This window comes from Paenibacillus sp. J2TS4 (assembly GCF_018403245.1).
Lineage (GTDB): Bacteria > Bacillota > Bacilli > Paenibacillales > NBRC-103111 > Paenibacillus_L.
Genome location: NZ_BOSH01000002.1, coordinates 196,423 through 212,830, shown reverse-complemented (window position 1 = coordinate 212,830; position 16,408 = coordinate 196,423). Strand labels below are relative to the sequence as shown.

Annotated in this window: 19 protein-coding genes, 2 pseudogenes and 1 riboswitch; of the genes and pseudogenes, 2 read left to right on the top strand and 19 right to left on the bottom strand. The window is 46.8% G+C overall.

Going from position 1 to position 16,408, the window contains the following annotated elements; genetic code table 11:
- Nucleotides 1–25 precede the first annotated feature (25 nt).
- The 10 genes from KJS69_RS05230 to KJS69_RS05185 all read right to left on the bottom strand — a co-directional run bounded on the left by KJS69_RS05230 (nucleotide 26) and on the right by KJS69_RS05185 (nucleotide 7,937).
- Nucleotides 26–499 carry a Fur family transcriptional regulator gene (locus KJS69_RS05230; protein ID WP_213582274.1) on the bottom strand — a complete coding sequence of 158 codons (474 nt, stop codon included), beginning with the start codon at nucleotides 497–499 and terminating at the stop codon, nucleotides 26–28.
- Between the two features lie 154 nt (nucleotides 500–653).
- Nucleotides 654–1,070, bottom strand: coding sequence for a transcriptional regulator MntR (mntR, locus tag KJS69_RS05225; protein ID WP_213582272.1), 417 nt, complete (start codon nucleotides 1,068–1,070; stop codon nucleotides 654–656).
- A gap of 13 nt (nucleotides 1,071–1,083) precedes the next feature.
- A complete protein-coding gene (locus KJS69_RS05220; protein WP_213582270.1) occupies nucleotides 1,084–1,959 on the bottom strand; it encodes a metal ABC transporter permease in 876 nt (291 codons plus the stop codon).
- On the bottom strand, nucleotides 1,956–2,879 hold the full coding sequence (locus tag KJS69_RS05215) for a metal ABC transporter permease (RefSeq protein WP_213582268.1): 924 nt from the start codon (nucleotides 2,877–2,879) through the stop codon (nucleotides 1,956–1,958). The genes KJS69_RS05220 and KJS69_RS05215 overlap by 4 nt, the downstream gene beginning before the upstream one ends.
- A complete protein-coding gene (locus tag KJS69_RS05210) occupies nucleotides 2,876–3,613 on the bottom strand; it encodes a metal ABC transporter ATP-binding protein (protein WP_213582260.1) in 738 nt (245 codons plus the stop codon). Before KJS69_RS05210 ends, KJS69_RS05215 begins: the two co-directional genes overlap by 4 nt.
- A gap of 1 nt (nucleotide 3,614) precedes the next feature.
- Entirely contained in the window at nucleotides 3,615–4,577 is a 963-nt protein-coding gene (locus tag KJS69_RS05205; RefSeq protein WP_213582259.1) for a metal ABC transporter solute-binding protein, Zn/Mn family, read from the bottom strand.
- A 482-nt stretch (nucleotides 4,578–5,059) separates the two neighbouring features.
- A complete protein-coding gene (rpmG, locus tag KJS69_RS05200) occupies nucleotides 5,060–5,209 on the bottom strand; it encodes a 50S ribosomal protein L33 (RefSeq protein ID WP_213582257.1) in 150 nt (49 codons plus the stop codon).
- 473 nt (nucleotides 5,210–5,682) lie between these two features.
- Entirely contained in the window at nucleotides 5,683–6,489 is an 807-nt protein-coding gene (locus tag KJS69_RS05195; RefSeq protein ID WP_213582255.1) for an aminoglycoside adenylyltransferase domain-containing protein, read from the bottom strand.
- A gap of 94 nt (nucleotides 6,490–6,583) precedes the next feature.
- A complete protein-coding gene (locus KJS69_RS05190) occupies nucleotides 6,584–6,982 on the bottom strand; it encodes a DMT family transporter (RefSeq protein ID WP_374706610.1) in 399 nt (132 codons plus the stop codon).
- A gap of 322 nt (nucleotides 6,983–7,304) precedes the next feature.
- A complete protein-coding gene (locus KJS69_RS05185) occupies nucleotides 7,305–7,937 on the bottom strand; it encodes a GNAT family N-acetyltransferase (protein WP_249730378.1) in 633 nt (210 codons plus the stop codon).
- Between KJS69_RS05185 and KJS69_RS30475 the strand changes: the two genes are divergently transcribed.
- Together KJS69_RS30475 and KJS69_RS30470 are read left to right on the top strand one after the other, a co-directional pair.
- Nucleotides 7,890–8,156 (top strand): DUF4241 domain-containing protein, encoded by a 267-nt coding sequence (locus KJS69_RS30475; RefSeq protein ID WP_213582251.1) that lies wholly within the window; start codon nucleotides 7,890–7,892, stop codon nucleotides 8,154–8,156. The two genes, KJS69_RS05185 and KJS69_RS30475, sit on opposite strands and share 48 nt — an antisense overlap.
- Nucleotides 8,078–8,335: pseudogene (locus KJS69_RS30470) on the top strand (DUF4241 domain-containing protein); the annotation flags it as partial. The gene KJS69_RS30475 and the pseudogene KJS69_RS30470, both read left to right, overlap by 79 nt.
- Before the next feature lie 47 nt (nucleotides 8,336–8,382).
- Here the strand turns inward: KJS69_RS30470 and KJS69_RS05170 are convergent.
- The 9 genes and pseudogenes from KJS69_RS05170 to KJS69_RS05130 all read right to left on the bottom strand — a co-directional run bounded on the left by KJS69_RS05170 (nucleotide 8,383) and on the right by KJS69_RS05130 (nucleotide 16,377).
- A complete protein-coding gene (locus KJS69_RS05170) occupies nucleotides 8,383–8,973 on the bottom strand; it encodes a 2'-5' RNA ligase family protein (protein ID WP_213582249.1) in 591 nt (196 codons plus the stop codon).
- A gap of 85 nt (nucleotides 8,974–9,058) precedes the next feature.
- Nucleotides 9,059–9,844: a PhzF family phenazine biosynthesis protein gene (locus KJS69_RS05165; RefSeq protein WP_213582247.1), complete on the bottom strand. Its 786-nt coding sequence runs from the start codon at nucleotides 9,842–9,844 to the stop codon at nucleotides 9,059–9,061.
- Nucleotides 9,845–10,128: 284 nt separating this feature from the next.
- Nucleotides 10,129–10,821 carry a response regulator transcription factor gene (locus tag KJS69_RS05160; protein WP_213582245.1) on the bottom strand — a complete coding sequence of 231 codons (693 nt, stop codon included), beginning with the start codon at nucleotides 10,819–10,821 and terminating at the stop codon, nucleotides 10,129–10,131.
- Between the two features lie 177 nt (nucleotides 10,822–10,998).
- Nucleotides 10,999–11,658: an HAD family hydrolase gene (locus KJS69_RS05155; RefSeq protein WP_213582243.1), complete on the bottom strand. Its 660-nt coding sequence runs from the start codon at nucleotides 11,656–11,658 to the stop codon at nucleotides 10,999–11,001.
- 155 nt (nucleotides 11,659–11,813) lie between these two features.
- A complete protein-coding gene (mgtE, locus tag KJS69_RS05150) occupies nucleotides 11,814–13,145 on the bottom strand; it encodes a magnesium transporter (protein ID WP_213583046.1) in 1,332 nt (443 codons plus the stop codon).
- Nucleotides 13,146–13,728: 583 nt separating this feature from the next.
- Nucleotides 13,729–13,901: riboswitch (M-box (ykoK) riboswitch) on the bottom strand.
- A gap of 77 nt (nucleotides 13,902–13,978) precedes the next feature.
- On the bottom strand, nucleotides 13,979–14,872 hold the full coding sequence (locus tag KJS69_RS05145; protein WP_213582241.1) for a sugar phosphate isomerase/epimerase: 894 nt from the start codon (nucleotides 14,870–14,872) through the stop codon (nucleotides 13,979–13,981).
- A gap of 14 nt (nucleotides 14,873–14,886) precedes the next feature.
- Nucleotides 14,887–15,440 (bottom strand): annotated as a pseudogene (locus KJS69_RS05140) (class I SAM-dependent methyltransferase).
- Between the two features lie 111 nt (nucleotides 15,441–15,551).
- Nucleotides 15,552–16,244 (bottom strand): hypothetical protein, encoded by a 693-nt coding sequence (locus KJS69_RS05135; RefSeq protein ID WP_213582239.1) that lies wholly within the window; start codon nucleotides 16,242–16,244, stop codon nucleotides 15,552–15,554.
- The gene (locus KJS69_RS05130; RefSeq protein WP_213582237.1) at nucleotides 16,231–16,377 is read right to left on the bottom strand and encodes a hypothetical protein; all 147 of its coding nucleotides are present in this window, start codon (nucleotides 16,375–16,377) and stop codon (nucleotides 16,231–16,233) included. Before KJS69_RS05130 ends, KJS69_RS05135 begins: the two co-directional genes overlap by 14 nt.
- Nucleotides 16,378–16,408: the final 31 nt, after the last annotated feature.

Sequence of the window (16,408 nt, the reverse complement as noted above, 5' to 3'; positions counted from 1 at the left end):
TCTTCAAGAGACTTCTTCGCTATCGTCAGGATACCTCTTTGCGTTTACAGTTGCTGCTTTGTTGGCAGGTAACATAAGTGCCGATAAAATCCAGGCGATGATCTGTTACTGTAAAACCGTATTCCCGCTGCAGCCGTTCCTCCAGCTCTGCGAGCCAATCCTCCTGTAATTTCTTAAGATGACCACATTCGTTACAGATCAAGTGGTGGCGCATATGATGCTGTTCTTCGCAACGCAGGTCGTAGCGGGCGACTCCATCCTGGAAGTTGACCTTCACGAGCACACCGAGTTCTACCAGCAGCTCCAGGGTCCGATAGACTGTCGCCAGACCCATCTCCGGAAATCTGGCTTTCACCAGCATGAATACATCCTCAGCGCTCAAGTGACCCTTATCCTGCTCAAGCAGCACTCTGAGCGTCACTTCCCGCTGAGGAGTCAGCTTGTAGCCCTTGCCCGCCATCAACTGTTTAATTCTATTAATTCCTTCCGTGATATTCATAGAATGATGCACCTCCTCCTACTAGTACGTAGGCATGATAATAATCCTGACGCAGACATGAAAGAATCGATAAGATGATCTCTTATCCACATTATAAATCTAAACAGGAATAAAAGACATGCCTCCGCGTGAAATAGGGGATGACCGGCTCAAACTACGGGGCTTGCTGCTTCCATTGTTGAAATTCCTTCAGCCATTCAGGCCTCTCTTCTAAGAAACGAACCAGGTCATCGATGCGGCTTATCGTACTCCAGCTAAGGTGATGCTCGACCTGCTCGACCTCGGATTCGATCTGATGCTCCGGCACGCCGATCTTCTTCAGGAACCGCTCCAGCAATTGATGTCTGTACAGCAGCCGTTTGCCGATCCGCAACCCTTTCCTGGTCAGAGAGACCCGGCCATATTTCTCATAAATTATATAGCCGGACTCTCCCAGCTTTTGCGCCATTTTCGAAGCGGAGGACGCATTCACCGCCAGCGCTTCCGCCACATCCGACACCCGGGTATAGCCTTTGGTCCTAGACAACAAATAAATCTGTTCCAGATGATCCTCCATTCCAGGGGTTGGCATGCCTGCCCTCCTTTCACGTTGACGATGCAGACGGGCGGATAGTTCTCGCTACCACTCCATGCTTGGGGGAACCCAAGAAGCTGATAATAAAAATAATTCCTGTCGCAAAAGCCATCGAGCCGGAAATCGACGTATCCAGCCAGGCCGCGATATAATAGCCCATTATGGCGGAGATTACTCCGAATGAACTGCTAAGGACCAGCATGACCGATAACCGGTCTGTCCATAAATAAGCGGCTGCAGCCGGTGTAATCAGCATTGCTACAACCATGATCGCTCCTACGGCGTCGAAAGCGGCGACGGTCGTAACCGAGACAAGAGACATGAAGAAGTAATGCATGAGCATAACGGGGATTCCAATACTGGCCGCCAGCGCCGGATCAAAGGAAGTGATTTTCCATTCCTTGTAGAAGAGAAGAAGAGACGCTAGCACGATGATTAACACCAGTCCCAGAACAAATACCGCCTCTGGAATGCTGCCCACCCAGGGAAGCTCAATTTTCTCCCAGGGGACGAAGGTGATCTCCCCCATCAGTGCATGCTGTACATCCAGATGCGCGTTGCCGACCTTGGTTGCAATCAGGACTACACCAATGGCGAACAAGGTCGTGAAGACGACGCCGATGGAAGCTTCCTGTTGGACGCCGCGGGCATGGAACCATTGAACGAGCACAGCAGTCAAGAGACCTGCCGCAATGGCTCCAAGCAGCATATGAACGCCGCTCAGTTCGCGGGTAATCAGATAAGCAACGACGATCCCTAGCAGAACCGAGTGGCTGATAGCATCGGCCATCATCGCCATTCTGCGCAAGATCAGCAGAGCCCCGATCAGACCGCAGGATAAGCCAACAAGAGATGCGGTTAGTAATATCCAGCCTGCGTAGCTCATCTTGCCTCGCCCCCTTCCAATGCCCTCTTCTCGGACCAGGAAGGAATGTGGCTTTTCTTGTGTGCGCGATGCTGCAAATAGATGACCAACAGCCCTTTGCGTACCCCCAAGGTGAGAGATACAACAAATAAAGCAGATGCCGCAATCACTATAAACGGACCTGTAGGCCAGCCTTTGCCCAACGTGCTGATGAACGTGCCCGCCATTCCCGCTCCTCCGCCAAACAAGGCGGACCAGACCATCATCCATTTGAAGGAATCCGTCCAGTAACGGGCGCTGACCGCTGGAATGATAAGAAGCGCCGCCATAAGAATGACACCTACAGCCTGGATGCCGATCACGATGACAAGCACCAGCACTCCCAAATACAAGCCGTCCATCCATCTGCTGGAGAGCCCCAGGCCTTTGGAAAAATGGGGATCGAATAAAAAGATCTTCCATTCTTTAAAGGCGATAAAGGCAATAAGCAGAACCAATATTCCAAGCCCAATCATCGTGTATACATCTTTACGCACCATGGAAGCCGCCTGACCGAAAATAAAGCTGTCCAGTCCGCTCTGACTGCCTCCGGCTGTCCGGTTGACAAAGGTGAGCAGCATAATCCCGAGGCCGAAGAAGACGGATAACACAATCCCCATGGCTGCATCTTCCTTAACCCGGCTTGAACTGCGTATCCATTGAATAATGACCGCGCCCACGAGGGCGCTCACAGCCGCCCCCATAATCATGACGGGCAAATTTTTGACACCGAGAATGGCAAAGCCGATGACTACCCCCGGCAAGGCTGCGTGAGACAGGGCGTCGCTCATCAGACTCTGTCGTTTCCAATAGGCCAGACAGCCGATAATACCGGATGCCATTCCCAATATTAGAGTGCTGAACAGCACCCACTGTGCATTATGAGACAACACATGAATCATGATATTTTCTCCCCCGTCCAGCGCAATGAACCTCCATATGTCCGATATACATTGTCTTTGGTGAATACTTCTTTCGTCTGTCCATGCCCCATCACTTTGCGGTTAATCAGCAGCACATGATCGAAGTAATCCTCTACGGTCTGCAGGTCATGGTGCACAACCATGACGGTTCTGCCCTTGCTCTTCAAAACCTTCAGGGTGTCCATAATCGCCCTTTCGGTTGCGGCGTCTACCCCGACCAGCGGCTCATCCATGAAATACAGCTCCGCGTCCTGAACCAGAGCGCGAGCCAGGAACACTCGCTGCTGCTGCCCCCCTGACAGCTGGCTGATCTGCCGCTCGGCATAGTCGGCCATCCCCATCTGGGCGAGAGCGTCCATGGCCAATTCCCGATGAGCGCGTTTAGGCCATTTAAGCCAGCCGATCTGACCATACAAGCCCATGGTCACCACGTCCAATGCGTTGGTGGGGAAATCCCAGTCAACGGAGCCCCGCTGCGGGACATATCCGATACGGGATTTCACCTTACTGTAAGGCGAGCCAAAGAATTCCACGTTTCCGGTAAGCTTGGGGTGCAATTCCAAAATGACTTTAAGCAAAGTCGATTTACCTGCTCCGTTAGGACCGACAATACTGGTTAGCGAGCCTTGCTGAACCTCGAAATTCACATCATGCAGCACGGTGTTCTTCCGGTAGGAGGCGGATAAATTATTTACACTCAATACGGAATTCATCTTAATCCCCTCTTCCACTCAAAGCTTTATAAATCGTGTCTACGTTGTGTCGGTACATTCCGATATAAGTTCCCTCCGGTGTTCCTGCATCGCCCATCGCATCCGAATACAGCTCTCCACCGACCTTCACATCGAGCCCCTGTTTCTTCGCTCCTTCGATGACCGCGTTAATAGAGGCGGGATTGATGCTGCTTTCGACAAAAACCGCCGGAACCTGGTATTTCACAATAATAGCAATCGTATCATCGATATCCGACAGTCCGATTTCATCCTCCGTACTCAAGCCCTGCAGCCCGACCACCTCTATATCCTGCAAGCGGCCAAAATAACCAAATGCATCATGTGCCGTTACGAGAATCCGTTGTTCCTTAGGAATTTGCGTCAGCTTCTCTTTTGATTCTGCCTTCAGTTCGTCCAGCTGTTCAAAATATTTCTGTTTATTCGCTTCGAAGTAATCTGCGTCCTCCTGCGAATATTTTTTCAATTCTTCGGTCGCGGCTCCAAGCGCTTCCTTCCACAAATCAATGTCAAACCAAATGTGCGGGTCGATCGCTCCTTCTTCATCATTGAGCAGCTTATCCTTGGAGATACTTTCTCCAATAGCCAGCGTAGGCTTGGTCTTGCTGATTTCCTCAAACGCTCTGACCATATTGGCTTCCAGGTACAATCCGCTGTAAAAGACGATGTCGCTGCCCTCCAGCTTCTTGATATCTCCCTGTGACGCATTGTACAAGTGCGGATCTACCCCCGGCCCCATCAAACTCTCCACATTGACTTTGTCCCCGCCAATCACCGATATAGGTTCGGCAATTTGCGCAATCGTCGTCACGATGTTAATTTTTCCGCCGGATTCCTCCGTTGCAGCCTCCCCTTCCGTTGAACTGCAGCCTGCGAGCAGCAATGACAAGGCCAGAACCCCCGTGCTTCCTAAAAAGCCAATTTTTTTGAAAAAGCTTCTCTCCATTGTTTCTCCTCCCGATTTCTGAAAATTGGTTCGTCACATGACCGCAACAAATGTTATTTGAGCAGTCGTCTATTTGTTTCCCCTATGCAAAACTTATGTCTAAATACAAATTAATTGGTTGAAAGCCATTTGTCAATGTTTTTTTGAAAACAAAATTAAATTGATTTCGGTTAGCTGAGGGTTCAATCTTGGACAGATCAGGAACAGCTGTTAGCCGGCCTTGCCTTGTTTGAAAGGGCTCGCGGGACTGGTTATTGCTAATTGTGGAAGTTTGGAAGTTGAGGATGTAAAGCTTTGAATCAAGTATGGAGAGAAGCTTCGAAGGTGATCCAGCCTGGAAAGGAGAGAAGACCGCACCATACGCAGCTTGCGGCGGACGGTGTGGCGGTGCGTGAAGGAACATGACGGTAAATGATGGTGGTCAACGCAGCACCTGAGAACGGGTATCCGATAAATTCCATGTGGTCAATGAAGTTCCTCCCTTATCTGGTCTCCCGATGCAGTGTATGTCTTCTCAGGCGGGGACAGTATTTACGGAGCTCGAGACGCTCCGGGTGTGTCTTTTTATTTTTAGTTATCGTATAGTTGCGGTCCCCTGTTTCCGTACAAGCCAGGGTAATGATTACTCTCATGATAGACTCTTCCTCTCTTCAAATTCTCTATTATTCTCTTTCGTTTGCTCCACGGTGCTTGTCCTAATGAACCGCCCTAAGTAAACGGACCGAAAGCTGGCTAGTCCTGTCTTGATTTCGTCTTCTGAAAAATTCTCGCCAATAAATACAGCGACATTTAAGCGAAAATCAGTAAGAGACAGCGTAATTTCTTTGCCCGCAGTATCCTTAAACGTTATGCTGTCCGGTACTTGGGAGCAAATTAATACGATCGAAAACACAGCGGTCGATGTTTGATTGTAAATATTACGATTGATTTTCGATAAAATATCGGACATTCAAGTCCGATGTTTGGATTAATATATGGATAAAACAGAAACCTTCAGCTCATTGGTTTTGCGCCCGACGAATGCACGTCATTTAATCGTAACATTTACAATAAATAATATACCTTGCTTCATTGGGGTCTGTCAATACACCCGCTCTACCTTCTTCTACATCCTTTTGTTACAGCTCTGAATAATATAATCGATGTAGGCCAAAGCATCCTTGCGTCTCTCGATAAGGGAGCGGTAATAGGATTTCGTAATCTTATGGCGCTGTCTCATCGCTTCTTTAACAATTCGGTGCCATCTTTCGGGAAGCGTCCGCAGTGCGTACTCCCCCGCCCCGATCTTGGAAATAATGTCTCTTTCCCTAAAAGTATAGTAAAGTCGGGTAACTCCCAATACGCCCCATTCAATCCCGCTCAAGCTGACGTACAAAGCCAAGTAAGAAAGCGACGGAAATTTCGCGCAACGGTTTCTCCAATTTACCCAGTATGTATTCAAATTGGTTTTCATCTCTGCCAGCAATCTATCCCAATCTATCTCTATTTGATAGGCTGATGGTTCCGGCCCTCGCAAAGGGATTCCATAGGTGATGAACTGATAAACGTCGATGGAGTCTTTGTCCAATGACTCTATTCCGCGGAATTTCCCTTCGTTAAACCGAAGACACGGGGCCGCCTTATGATTCAAGTGTTCCAAATCCTCTTTCACTATATAGCTTCCATCTAAAAATGTAGCGGAAAATCGGCGCTGAAGCTGACGATGAACCTGCAGAAGCGCATTCTGATCGGCTTCCGTCAGAGTTCGCCGCATAACGGCTATAAAATCAATATCACTTAAACCGTCATTATACGCCCCCAGCGCGGTGGAACCATTCAGATAGTAGCCTTCAACCCTATCAGGCAAAGTGGAGTGAAGTAAATCCAAATGCGCCTCTGTAATAGCCTTTACCTTACTCGGCACCGTCTTCATCTTAATTAACTCCTCGACTCATATTGTGAGATATTTTCAACTACATCATATGGATACCAACATCATTCAAGCGCGTTCCGAAAGGTCATTCGATTTATAAATCGTTCGAGCCCTCATGGACGATTTCGATCTTGCCTCCATCCGGAACAGACCCGTCTGATGACTTCGCTCCTCCCCCTAAATTAAGCCCGATCACTCCAACAATAATTAACATAATCGAACCGGCCTTAAGCCAAGTCATCGACTCCTGAAAAGCGAAATACCCGATCACGGCAATAGCAGCCGTACCGAGACCGGACCAGATGGCATAAGCGACGCTTACCGGCACGTTCTTCAGAGATAAGCTTAAGCTGGAAAAGGCCAGAAAATAAAATACAATCATCCAAACGGAGGGCCATAGTTTCGTAAGTCCTTGGGACAGCTTCATGGACACGGTTCCGGCAATCTCCAGCACGATAGCTAAGGTCAAATAAATCCAAGGCAGCTTGATCACTTCCTTTGTCTATTCTCATATTTCTGCGGATTCGAGTGGTTTGTTCATTTCGTTAATGTTATTAAATATTGATTGTATTAACTATACATCTCATTAATTCAGTTATTGCTGCTGTAATAGCTACATCTTCTAGCTAATTCTGATCGCACGAGGGCATGACCAGACCGCGGACCAACACGTCCACCATCGATTCCACCGCATCTGTGAGTGAATAGAATTATAAGCTTTTTCAAGTAAGGGCGTCAATCTCTGAGGATTCCTGGTTTGGTGCGTTACCCCCTTGCTTCAACCCTTCAATTTCAGCTCATGCAGCGGTAAAAGACTACCTGCTCCGGACAAGCTGTCTTATGATCTCCCCGTTAATTCTTTGGCCTGTATCGGCAAAGCCGACGGATTCATACAGCCTCATCGCCTTCTCATTCTCGGGCTTGTGTCCCAAAACCACCTTGTGCACCTGATGCCGATTACAAATATGCTCGACTAAATGGGTTAACGCAGCCCGGCCAAAACCTTGCCCTTGGGCTCTCTTATCTATCATAAACACATAAATCCAGTAATTCCCATCGTCTGGGTCATGCCCATACATCGTAAAGCCGATAAGTTCTTTCTTATTATAGATGGCTAACGGGCATAAATGTGTCTCATACTTGGATTCGGCCAAAGAGTAAACGATAGGGACAATAAATTTCCTTCCGTTCTCTTCGCTGATTTGGAGCTGTGTGACATCAAACCAATTTGTTTTATCGATTTCTAACAATTGAATCTGCAAAAACATTCCCTCTTTCTCATCGTTTGATGTATTCATCAAATCAATTTTAGGCGACCGGTTCAAGGGAAAGTCTCGGTATAACCGTTTAATCACAAGGTGACTGTGCCCGATATGCCGCTGTTCGGCTGAGATTTGCCGATGCGATTGCCGATTGCCATCCGATTCGAGGAAGCTCTCATTGGCCATGAAGACCTCTCGGAACTAGAGGAAGATGATTTTTTTGGCTTCAACGTGGATGCCGGTCTCGCATGTATCTGTGATAAGCGACTTCATCAAGCTTTCTGTGACTTTGTTGGGAATGGCACACAGAAGAAAGCAACCTTTACGATGATTATTTTGCCGCCCTGTTTGCCCAGAGCTTCCGGCAGAATCCCCAATATCAACGTGAAGGCGGCGATTGGATGAACTGGAAGATTCCTGATACGGAATACCATCTGCCTATCTTTCAAAGTGGTTTTGGCGATGGCTCTTACCCTGTCTATTGGGGCTACGATGAAACAGGAGAGATTTGCCAAATGGTCATCCAGTTCATCGACATTCAATTGGCATACGGCGAAGAGGAAGAAGAGGAAATGGAAGACTAAATAGATGGCAACTCATTATACAACTTTCCATTCATAAACATCGGCACTTATTTGGGCTGTCGTGTTAATTTACTCCCGAGATCAAAAGACTGCAGCCGGATGGTATCCATTCTCCCGCTTGTTGCAGATAACCGATTTTCCATAAGCCATATCCGGGTGACGGAGAACTGAATTTCTAACTTGTTCCGCCGGGCGGCCTCCGCAGCTTCGTTAGCTTGTTCGTTTTCTAATCCCAGCGTCAGACTTAAATGAGGATTATAATCCCATGGATGATTCCCTTCGATTTCTTCCATTTCAGTGAGTTGCATTAATTCGGTCATCAAACGATTTTGAAAATGGTTCAGCGGTTCATTAGGTTCAGAGCCTTCCAGGTAAACGATTTTTAGATCCGGATAAACGAGATGCTTTTCACAAACTACATGATTTAGCTGAATAGGGATCGGCGGGGTTCTGCTGCAAACTTCGTTTATCGTTTGGGCAACCTCATTCAAATTCCCCACAAGCCGCAACGAAGAGATTAGAGTAATGTGCCCGCCCCAACTAGCCCTGCTTGCATAAGGAATTTTATTCGTCCAGTCTATAAATTGATTTTCCATATTGTCCGGCAGCAGGATTTGCAGGCTGAAAGTCTTATCCATGAGGGTCAATACGCTCCTTTAGTCTGATAAATATTAGAGTGTGTCAGATGGCGATACAGTTTTCTATGAGTTCATCACTTTATGCTTATCTGCACACCAGGCTTCCTTGCAGGGTGGTAACCGCTTGTCCCGAGATTTGAATTCTATCCTCCGATACGAGCAGCTTTAATATTCCTTGTCGTTCAGATAATTGGATGGCCTGTAACCGGTTGCGCTTTAATTTATTGCTCCAGTATGGACCCAGGCAGCAATGGGCCGAGCCTGTAACAGGATCTTCATCTACACCAAGGGCCGGATAAAAACATCTGGACACAAAATCGAAAGCCTCCTTGCCAGATACACTGGTAACGATGATTCCTCTGGAATTCACACGTTTAAATAAATTAAAGTCGGGCACTAAACCCCGAACAAGCTCTTCATTCTCCACTTCTACCAAATAATCCATTCTGTTCTTCCCAACGTATTGCAAAGGAACTCCCAGACCTTCTATTAATTCTCGTGGCGGATCGCAATCCTCCGCCGGCTCCAGCGGGAAGCTTAAGCGGATGTCGTCCTTGTCTTTGGTGGCGGTTAATATTCCGCTCTTTGTTACAAACTTGATTTCAGGCTCCGGGCAAATTTGTTTCTCCCATAAAATATGCGCACTGGCCAGGGTCGCATGTCCGCACAGCTCCACCTCCGCCAGAGGTGTAAACCAGCGAAGAATGTAGCCCTCCTCTTGCTTATATAAAAAAGCGGTCTCCGACAGGTTCAATTCGCTCGCTACGTCCTGCATCCAACGTTCGGAGACATTAGAATCAACCAGGCATACACCTGCCGGATTCCCCTTAAAAGGTTCGCTAGTAAATGCATCTACGATATAAATATCCATTAAATTCACTTCCTCTACCAACATTAATTCTTTTTTAGAAGTCCGATGAATTTCTCATCGCTATGAGCCAAGTTAGCGTAACCGAATCGCTATTATCCTCGGAAGTTATTATTTCGACCGGATTTCTATCGATGTTAACCCTTCCCTCCTCCGATGACAAGTAGTTTGTTTGTATAAATTTGGAGTCCTAGGATGCAGCGAACCGGAAAAATGCAAAAAAGCCTGCAAGGATGCAGGCGCTTTTCCTTTAGCGGATCAATCTCCAAAAGATGCTGGCCGTATGTTTACTCCTCTACTCTATAGCCTACCCCCCACACCGTTTGGATCAGCTTATACCCGAGCTTTTTCTCCAGCTTCTCTCGCAGATTGCAAATATGAACCATGACCGTGTTGTTAGCCACATAGCAGTCTTCTTTCCAAACCCGTTGAAAAATTTCATCCGCCCGAAATACTCTGCCCGGATGATTGGCCAACAAGTGTAGAATATCGAACTCTCGGGAAGTTAGCGAAAGCGGGGAATCATTTACTGTTACGGTGTGAGTAATTTTATTAATTTCGAGCGAATGAATCTGCAGGATATCCGGTCGAGTCGTCGCCTTCCCTTCCGTATTGTAACGGAACGAACGCCGGAGCAATGATTTAATCCGAGCAGACATCTCCATAGGATTGAAGGGCTTGATCATATAATCGTCGGCGCCGGTCATTAGGCCGAGAACTTTATCCATATCTTCGGCTTTGGCGCTAAGCATCAGAATAGGCAGGGTACTGTGCTCACGCACTCTGCGGCACACTTCCAAGCCATCTACTTCAGGCATCATGATGTCAAGAACCATCAGATTTACCTCTTGTTCTTCCATCAGCTTGAGCGCTTCCCGCCCGTTCCCACACCGCAATACCCGGTAACCATCGTTCTCCAAATACAGCGAGATGAGATTGGCAATTTCTTTATCATCATCCACTACAAGGATCGTTATCATCTGCACCATCCTCTTTATTGGTTAGAGGGTGTTCATATCCCCTAAGCTTGTCGGTTTCTATTATACGATCCATTCTTTAAAACCCGACTAATTAATTCTTAAAAATCCATTAAGCAGCTATTAACAATCATAAAGAACGAGAATTCCCTGAAGTCGGGGTGGACGCTCCGCATACGGTCAAGCCTTAATCAGCTCTTGGACTTCCAACAAATCTTCAATGATTCCACTTGCACTCACTTCCTGCTGATAAAAGGGATCCTTCTTCCAAATCCCCTTCATTCCGGCATCTATTGAAGCCTGTACGTCATTGAGCGGATGATCTCCTACAAAAATCGCCTCCTCCGCCCTCACCTTCAATCGTTCCAAAGCCCTCCTGAATATTTCTTGGTCCGGCTTACGAACTCCCTCGCGTTCCGAAATCAATATTTCGTCGAAGTAGTGTTCTAATCCGAGGGCCCGCAAGTTATCGGTTTGGAACTGGGTATAACCATTGCTGATCATGCCTATCTTAATCTTCTGCCCCCTCAGCCAAGACAGGAGCTCGGCTGTATTCGGAAACGCAACCGCGAACTTGGGGAAGCTGTCCAAATAATCTTGCAGCAGGGCTTCCCATGTAAGCTGATCTATGGCCAGTTCTTTAATTAGCTCTTGATAAACCTTATCCTTCCAGACATATCCGCGATTATCCAGCTCAATAAACCGATCGGCGTACTTTGTTTTGGCAATAGGCCCGTCGCCAGCAAAATATCGATCATATTGATCTTCAACAAATCTTCTTAGCGAAGTATCCCGATCCAGCAGTGTTCCATCCAAATCAAAAATGACCGCTTTGATCATCCGAATCCCGCTCCTATCTTCCCTGTAAGAGAGATTCATGTAAAAGCAAAACCCTTCCAGGTGAAGTCTATCATATTCACAAGCAATAACAAGCTCGGGGTTGCACAGAAGACGAAAACCCCCATCCAGCCTGTGGATGAGGGCTAAATACAAAACTATAAGTTCAGCATCAGCTTGGCCAAAGTGAAGTAGATGATCAAACCGGTTCCATCCACCAAGGTGGCAATAAAAGGTCCGGAGACGACGGCAGGATCTACCTTAAGCTTGTGCAATACAAGAGGCAGCACTGCCGCGATCAAGGAGGCCCAAATCACGATAAAGATAGCCGTGACGGCAACGACAGACCCAATGTCGAAGCCAACTCCCAGAAGCTCCGCGCGAATAAAAGCTACTATTCCCATACAAGCTCCTAGAAACAGACCGGTAGCGACCTCCTTACGGACGACTCTAAAGATATCGTTAAATTTGACTTCCCCGAGTGCCAGGGCACGTACCAGAATAGTGACGGTTTGCGTCCCTGTATTTCCACCCGTACCAATTAACAATGGAATAAAGAAAGTGAGTGCAATCACTTCGGAAAGAGTATCCTCGAAATACCGCAGCACATTCCCCGTGTACGCTTCAGCTACAAATAAGATAAGCAGCCATCCGATCCGCTTGCGAAAAAGCTTCCAGAAGGAGTTTTTAAAATAAGGCTCTTCCAAAGGCTGGCTTCCGCCGATTTTCTGAAAATCTTCTGTCGCTTCTTCATGAATAACGTCAATCAAATCATCGACGGTAATGATTCCGATCATTCGATGGTCATCGGTTACTACAGGAATAGCCACTAAATCGTAATTGGATAAAATATTCGCGACCTCCTGCTGGTGCATTTGAGCAGGAACGGAAATGACATCCTCTCTCATGATATCCTCTAGCCTGGAGCCCGTCTTGGCCAGAATAGTTTCTTTAAGCGAGACGATCCCGACTAGCTTGCCATGCGTATCGAGAACATAACAATAAGAGACGATTTCCGCGTCATGACCGACTTTGCGGACATGCTGAAGCGTATGGTCCACCGTCCAATAATTTCGTACCGCAATATAATCTACGGTTGCCAAGCTTCCCGCCGACTCTGGGGGATACTTCATCAGGGTGCTGATTTTCTCCCGATAATCGAGAGGCAGGAACTCCATTAAAGTTTTGGCCTGATGAGGATGTATCGCTATCAGTAAATCAACCACTCTATCACTGGACATCTCATTAAGCAGCAAGGCCGCCGTCTCCCTGGCTCCACGGTCTAGTATTCGATACTGCAATTCGGGATCGACATACTCCAATATCTCTGCCCCTAAAGCAATGGGAAGCGCGGCAATAAATTCAATCTGTTCTTCTTCCTCCAGTTGGGTCAACATTTCAGCCAAATCATAAGGCTGATACCGAGCCAGGAAATCATCCAGCCCCTCCTTGTTTTGCTCGGCTAATCTATCTTGTAATTCCTGAAGCATCCATTCTTGAACCATAGTAGTCCCCTCCTAGCTTAAAAACATTTTCATCCTTCTCAACATGCTGTCTTCTCTTCCGTTCACCAACACAAAAAAACCCTCCCTGTAAAAAGGAGGGTCAAGCAGATCCTATTCTCCATTACACTCAACGCTTAAATACGCATACTCAAACACACCCGCCCTGGTGTACAGTGCGCATGGGAATGACCATATGAATAACAGTTGAGGGCAAGGAGAACACCGTTCCCCCTCTTCACAAGACTGTGAACTTGATTAGATAATCGACTACTGGAACTGCTACTACTACTGTCCATCGGGTGTTCTCCCCCCTTTTTTAGAGGTGGTTCAAAAAAAGTCCCCTTTTGATCACGAAGTAATACAAAGAAGCATATTCAACATCGAACCTTGCACTCACCCTCGAAGTCCGGTGCTCATGTAGGTCTGCCTACACTCCGCTCCTCCTCCTTCAGCTTCGCACAATCTTCTTGGTGCTGAAAAGTTGACTTTTTGAACTCACAATTATAGTACAAAATTAAAAACCTCTAGGAGTCCTAGAGGATCGGATGAATGCATATCGAAAAAACATTCCCGCCCCCCTAGTTGAGTTTTGGCACTATACAACGTAAAGAGACGATTCTTCTCTTAGCCACCTTATGAAAAGCCTTAATCCGGCAATTCCTGTTCTACCCATGGGCATCTTTCGATATTTCTGGGCAGTGGCCTCTGTTTGCATAGGAGCCTCACCTAACAAGGTCTTTATGACAAACTAAACCTTACCTCAACCTCTGGATTTTGTCAACCTTTACGGCAAATTTTCCACACCTATCTTTTTCTCCTCAACGGTTTATCAGTTCATCTACCCACTGATAGACTCTTTCTAAATCGTCGTCGCTGATTAAGTCGGATCTATGCTCAAACTGAATCTTAACCGTTTTGTTCTCCGCTCTAATCAACTTTAGATAATCTTCAATGGGGGCCCACCCTTCCTCGGGACCGAGCTCGGGCAATACCGGGTAATGATACTTTTCAATGTGATCGGTATATTGGAGAGTCCACAGATGAATGACCTCCGCATATTTAACATATTTCTTGATCACTTCTCGAGAGTTAAAATAAGGGTCCAACCTCTCCTGTAAATATAGTCGCCCTGTATCCAAGCATAGTTTAATTTTGCTGTATTTAAGTAATAGTTGCTCCAGACGGTCTGTCTCATAAACATACTTATTCAAAGCATCGAACTCCAGAACAGGGACAAAATCGTACTCCTCGCTCTTCGCCGACAGCCACTGAAATAAATATACACTCTTCTCAAAAAATTCATCAGCAGAAAAATGGCTTTCCATAATAAATTCTTTACTGTCTGCAAAACGCCAATTGCTCCAATCCACCCGATCGTCTAACAGGACCGGCTTCGGATAATGAAACAACACATACTCAGGCTTCACTCTGACCAGATAATCCAGTTCCTGCTGAACCAACTCAAAAGCCCTTTCTCTTTCACTAGGGTCCGGGGATAGAAAAAGCGCATCTCTGAGACGGGAACGTCCGGCTCGCAGCGGAAAATGAATGCCCACGTTAAAACCGCGAGTCCTGGATTCATGAATCAAATTCATAGTATCCTCTTCGCTATTAAAAAGGCAGGCTTCTATTCCGAAAAAGGCGTCCTTGTAATCACGGCGGTACTTGTTATAATCAAAGCTTCCATACTGTCCGATCATAAAATTGTTCATCACTCTATCCGTCCTTACAATGATTTAACCGCATCGACAATTAAAGACACAAAACCTAAATGATCGTCGGTATTTCGGTGATCGAACCGCCGGGAACGATAAATAAAGCCCTGCTTCTCGTCCCACTCGTTATAATGAAATTTCCCTTGTTCATCACAGTATTCTAACAATTGGACGTCAAAACCGGCTTCACTGAACATGGAAACGATGGAATGATAGGTATGTACGATCTTGTGGCTGGCAGCCGGATGATCGTTCGGTCCCGGTCCGCCAATCTGGACTGTTTTCTGGTATTCCTCATCAGGGAACAATCCATCCGGCACCGCACAACGAATATATCCTCCCGGCTTCAAATAGTTATAACAAATTCGGGCGGCCTGTATCCCTTCTTCATAAGTCAAATGCTCCCAAACATGCTCGGACAAAATGGCAGAAATACTGTTCGGAAAAATCGGCTTCGCCAATTCTCTTCGTTGAGTAAACTTAAATCTTCTTCCTGGGTATGAATCCAGTCCTCCCCTTTATTGTACTCCCCCGCTCCTACGACGACTTTAATTTCGCTCGGCATCCTTAATCTCTCCTAATCCGTTATTTTATAAATGAGGCCGTTTGTTAGCCTCGCTTTTCAACCAACTCCTAATCCCTCTTCCCGCATAAGGCTCATCCTGATACCGAAGGGTTAGTTCCAACCAGATACCTCTTTGCCGTTTGCGTCAATTCGGATGACTTCGGGATCGTAATTAACGGGCGTCTCGGAAAAACAAAACCATATCCGTCCTTTGGAAGTAGGAATTATCGTCGCTTCCATTATGGGCTGATCTTTATGCTGGATCAATAGCTTGTCTATTCTATCATCGTTAATGACCCCGAAGGTCAAAGAGATCAGCTCACTGACATCTCCGGATGTTTGGGTAGGCAGGTTGGTGAAAGCTCTGGTCAGAACTCTGTCCTGCTCGTTAAACAGCTTGCTGCCAAAACCATAGATCCATTGGTATCCCAAGCGGCTCTTCGTTATTAAACCTGCAGATAAATGATCTTCCTCTCCATAAAAAAGAATGTTATGCCCTCTTTTCTCTGTCATGTGGTAAATTTCATCATAAGTGATATTGGTTTGGGCTATCGCTTCTTCTACGGTGCCTACATATTTCGCGCTATAATATTGAATCCCAACGATCCCTGCCACGATCACGATGACGATTAGGATGGCTATCCTTACTGTATATTTCAGTTCATTCACCTCATTGGCGTTTTGGACGTACGTCAGATTATTTTCAAAATGGGAAAGCGATACAACGGGTTTTGCCGCCTCCAAAGTGTCACTCAGCAGCTTCCCTCTAATCTTTCCCTCGGTCGGCGGTCTACGCTCCTTCAAGCCCGGCTCGCAAGTCCCTAACAAACTGTTCCGCAAATTGCTGCATTTCATCGTAAAGAGGCTGGGCCTCCGTCAGATAGCACTTCCCTTGGCGCAGCACGTGCTGCTCCAAGTATTCCAGTGTCTGCTCCAAGCTCTGCCCATCATACCGATACTATAGTAGT

Coding starts and splice junctions, on each gene's coding strand:
- KJS69_RS05230 (WP_213582274.1), bottom strand. CDS start 499: ATGAATATCACGGAAGGAATTAATAGAATTAAACAGTTGATGGCGGGC.
- KJS69_RS05155 (WP_213582243.1), bottom strand. CDS start 11,658: ATGATCAAAGCGGTCATTTTTGATTTGGATGGAACACTGCTGGATCGG.
- KJS69_RS05195 (WP_213582255.1), bottom strand. CDS start 6,489: ATGAAGACGGTGCCGAGTAAGGTAAAGGCTATTACAGAGGCGCATTTG.
- KJS69_RS05220 (WP_213582270.1), bottom strand. CDS start 1,959: ATGAGCTACGCAGGCTGGATATTACTAACCGCATCTCTTGTTGGCTTA.
- KJS69_RS05210 (WP_213582260.1), bottom strand. CDS start 3,613: ATGAATTCCGTATTGAGTGTAAATAATTTATCCGCCTCCTACCGGAAG.
- KJS69_RS05215 (WP_213582268.1), bottom strand. CDS start 2,879: ATGATTCATGTGTTGTCTCATAATGCACAGTGGGTGCTGTTCAGCACT.
- KJS69_RS30475 (WP_213582251.1), top strand. CDS start 7,890: ATGCGATTGCCGATTGCCATCCGATTCGAGGAAGCTCTCATTGGCCAT.
- KJS69_RS05170 (WP_213582249.1), bottom strand. CDS start 8,973: ATGGATAAGACTTTCAGCCTGCAAATCCTGCTGCCGGACAATATGGAA.
- KJS69_RS05145 (WP_213582241.1), bottom strand. CDS start 14,872: ATGAACAATTTTATGATCGGACAGTATGGAAGCTTTGATTATAACAAG.
- mntR (WP_213582272.1), bottom strand. CDS start 1,070: ATGCCAACCCCTGGAATGGAGGATCATCTGGAACAGATTTATTTGTTG.
- rpmG (WP_213582257.1), bottom strand. CDS start 5,209: ATGAGAGTAATCATTACCCTGGCTTGTACGGAAACAGGGGACCGCAAC.
- KJS69_RS05205 (WP_213582259.1), bottom strand. CDS start 4,577: ATGGAGAGAAGCTTTTTCAAAAAAATTGGCTTTTTAGGAAGCACGGGG.
- KJS69_RS05185 (WP_249730378.1), bottom strand. CDS start 7,937: ATGGCCAATGAGAGCTTCCTCGAATCGGATGGCAATCGGCAATCGCAT.
- KJS69_RS05165 (WP_213582247.1), bottom strand. CDS start 9,844: ATGGATATTTATATCGTAGATGCATTTACTAGCGAACCTTTTAAGGGG.
- KJS69_RS05160 (WP_213582245.1), bottom strand. CDS start 10,821: ATGATAACGATCCTTGTAGTGGATGATGATAAAGAAATTGCCAATCTC.
- mgtE (WP_213583046.1), bottom strand. CDS start 13,145: ATGCTTCAGGAATTACAAGATAGATTAGCCGAGCAAAACAAGGAGGGG.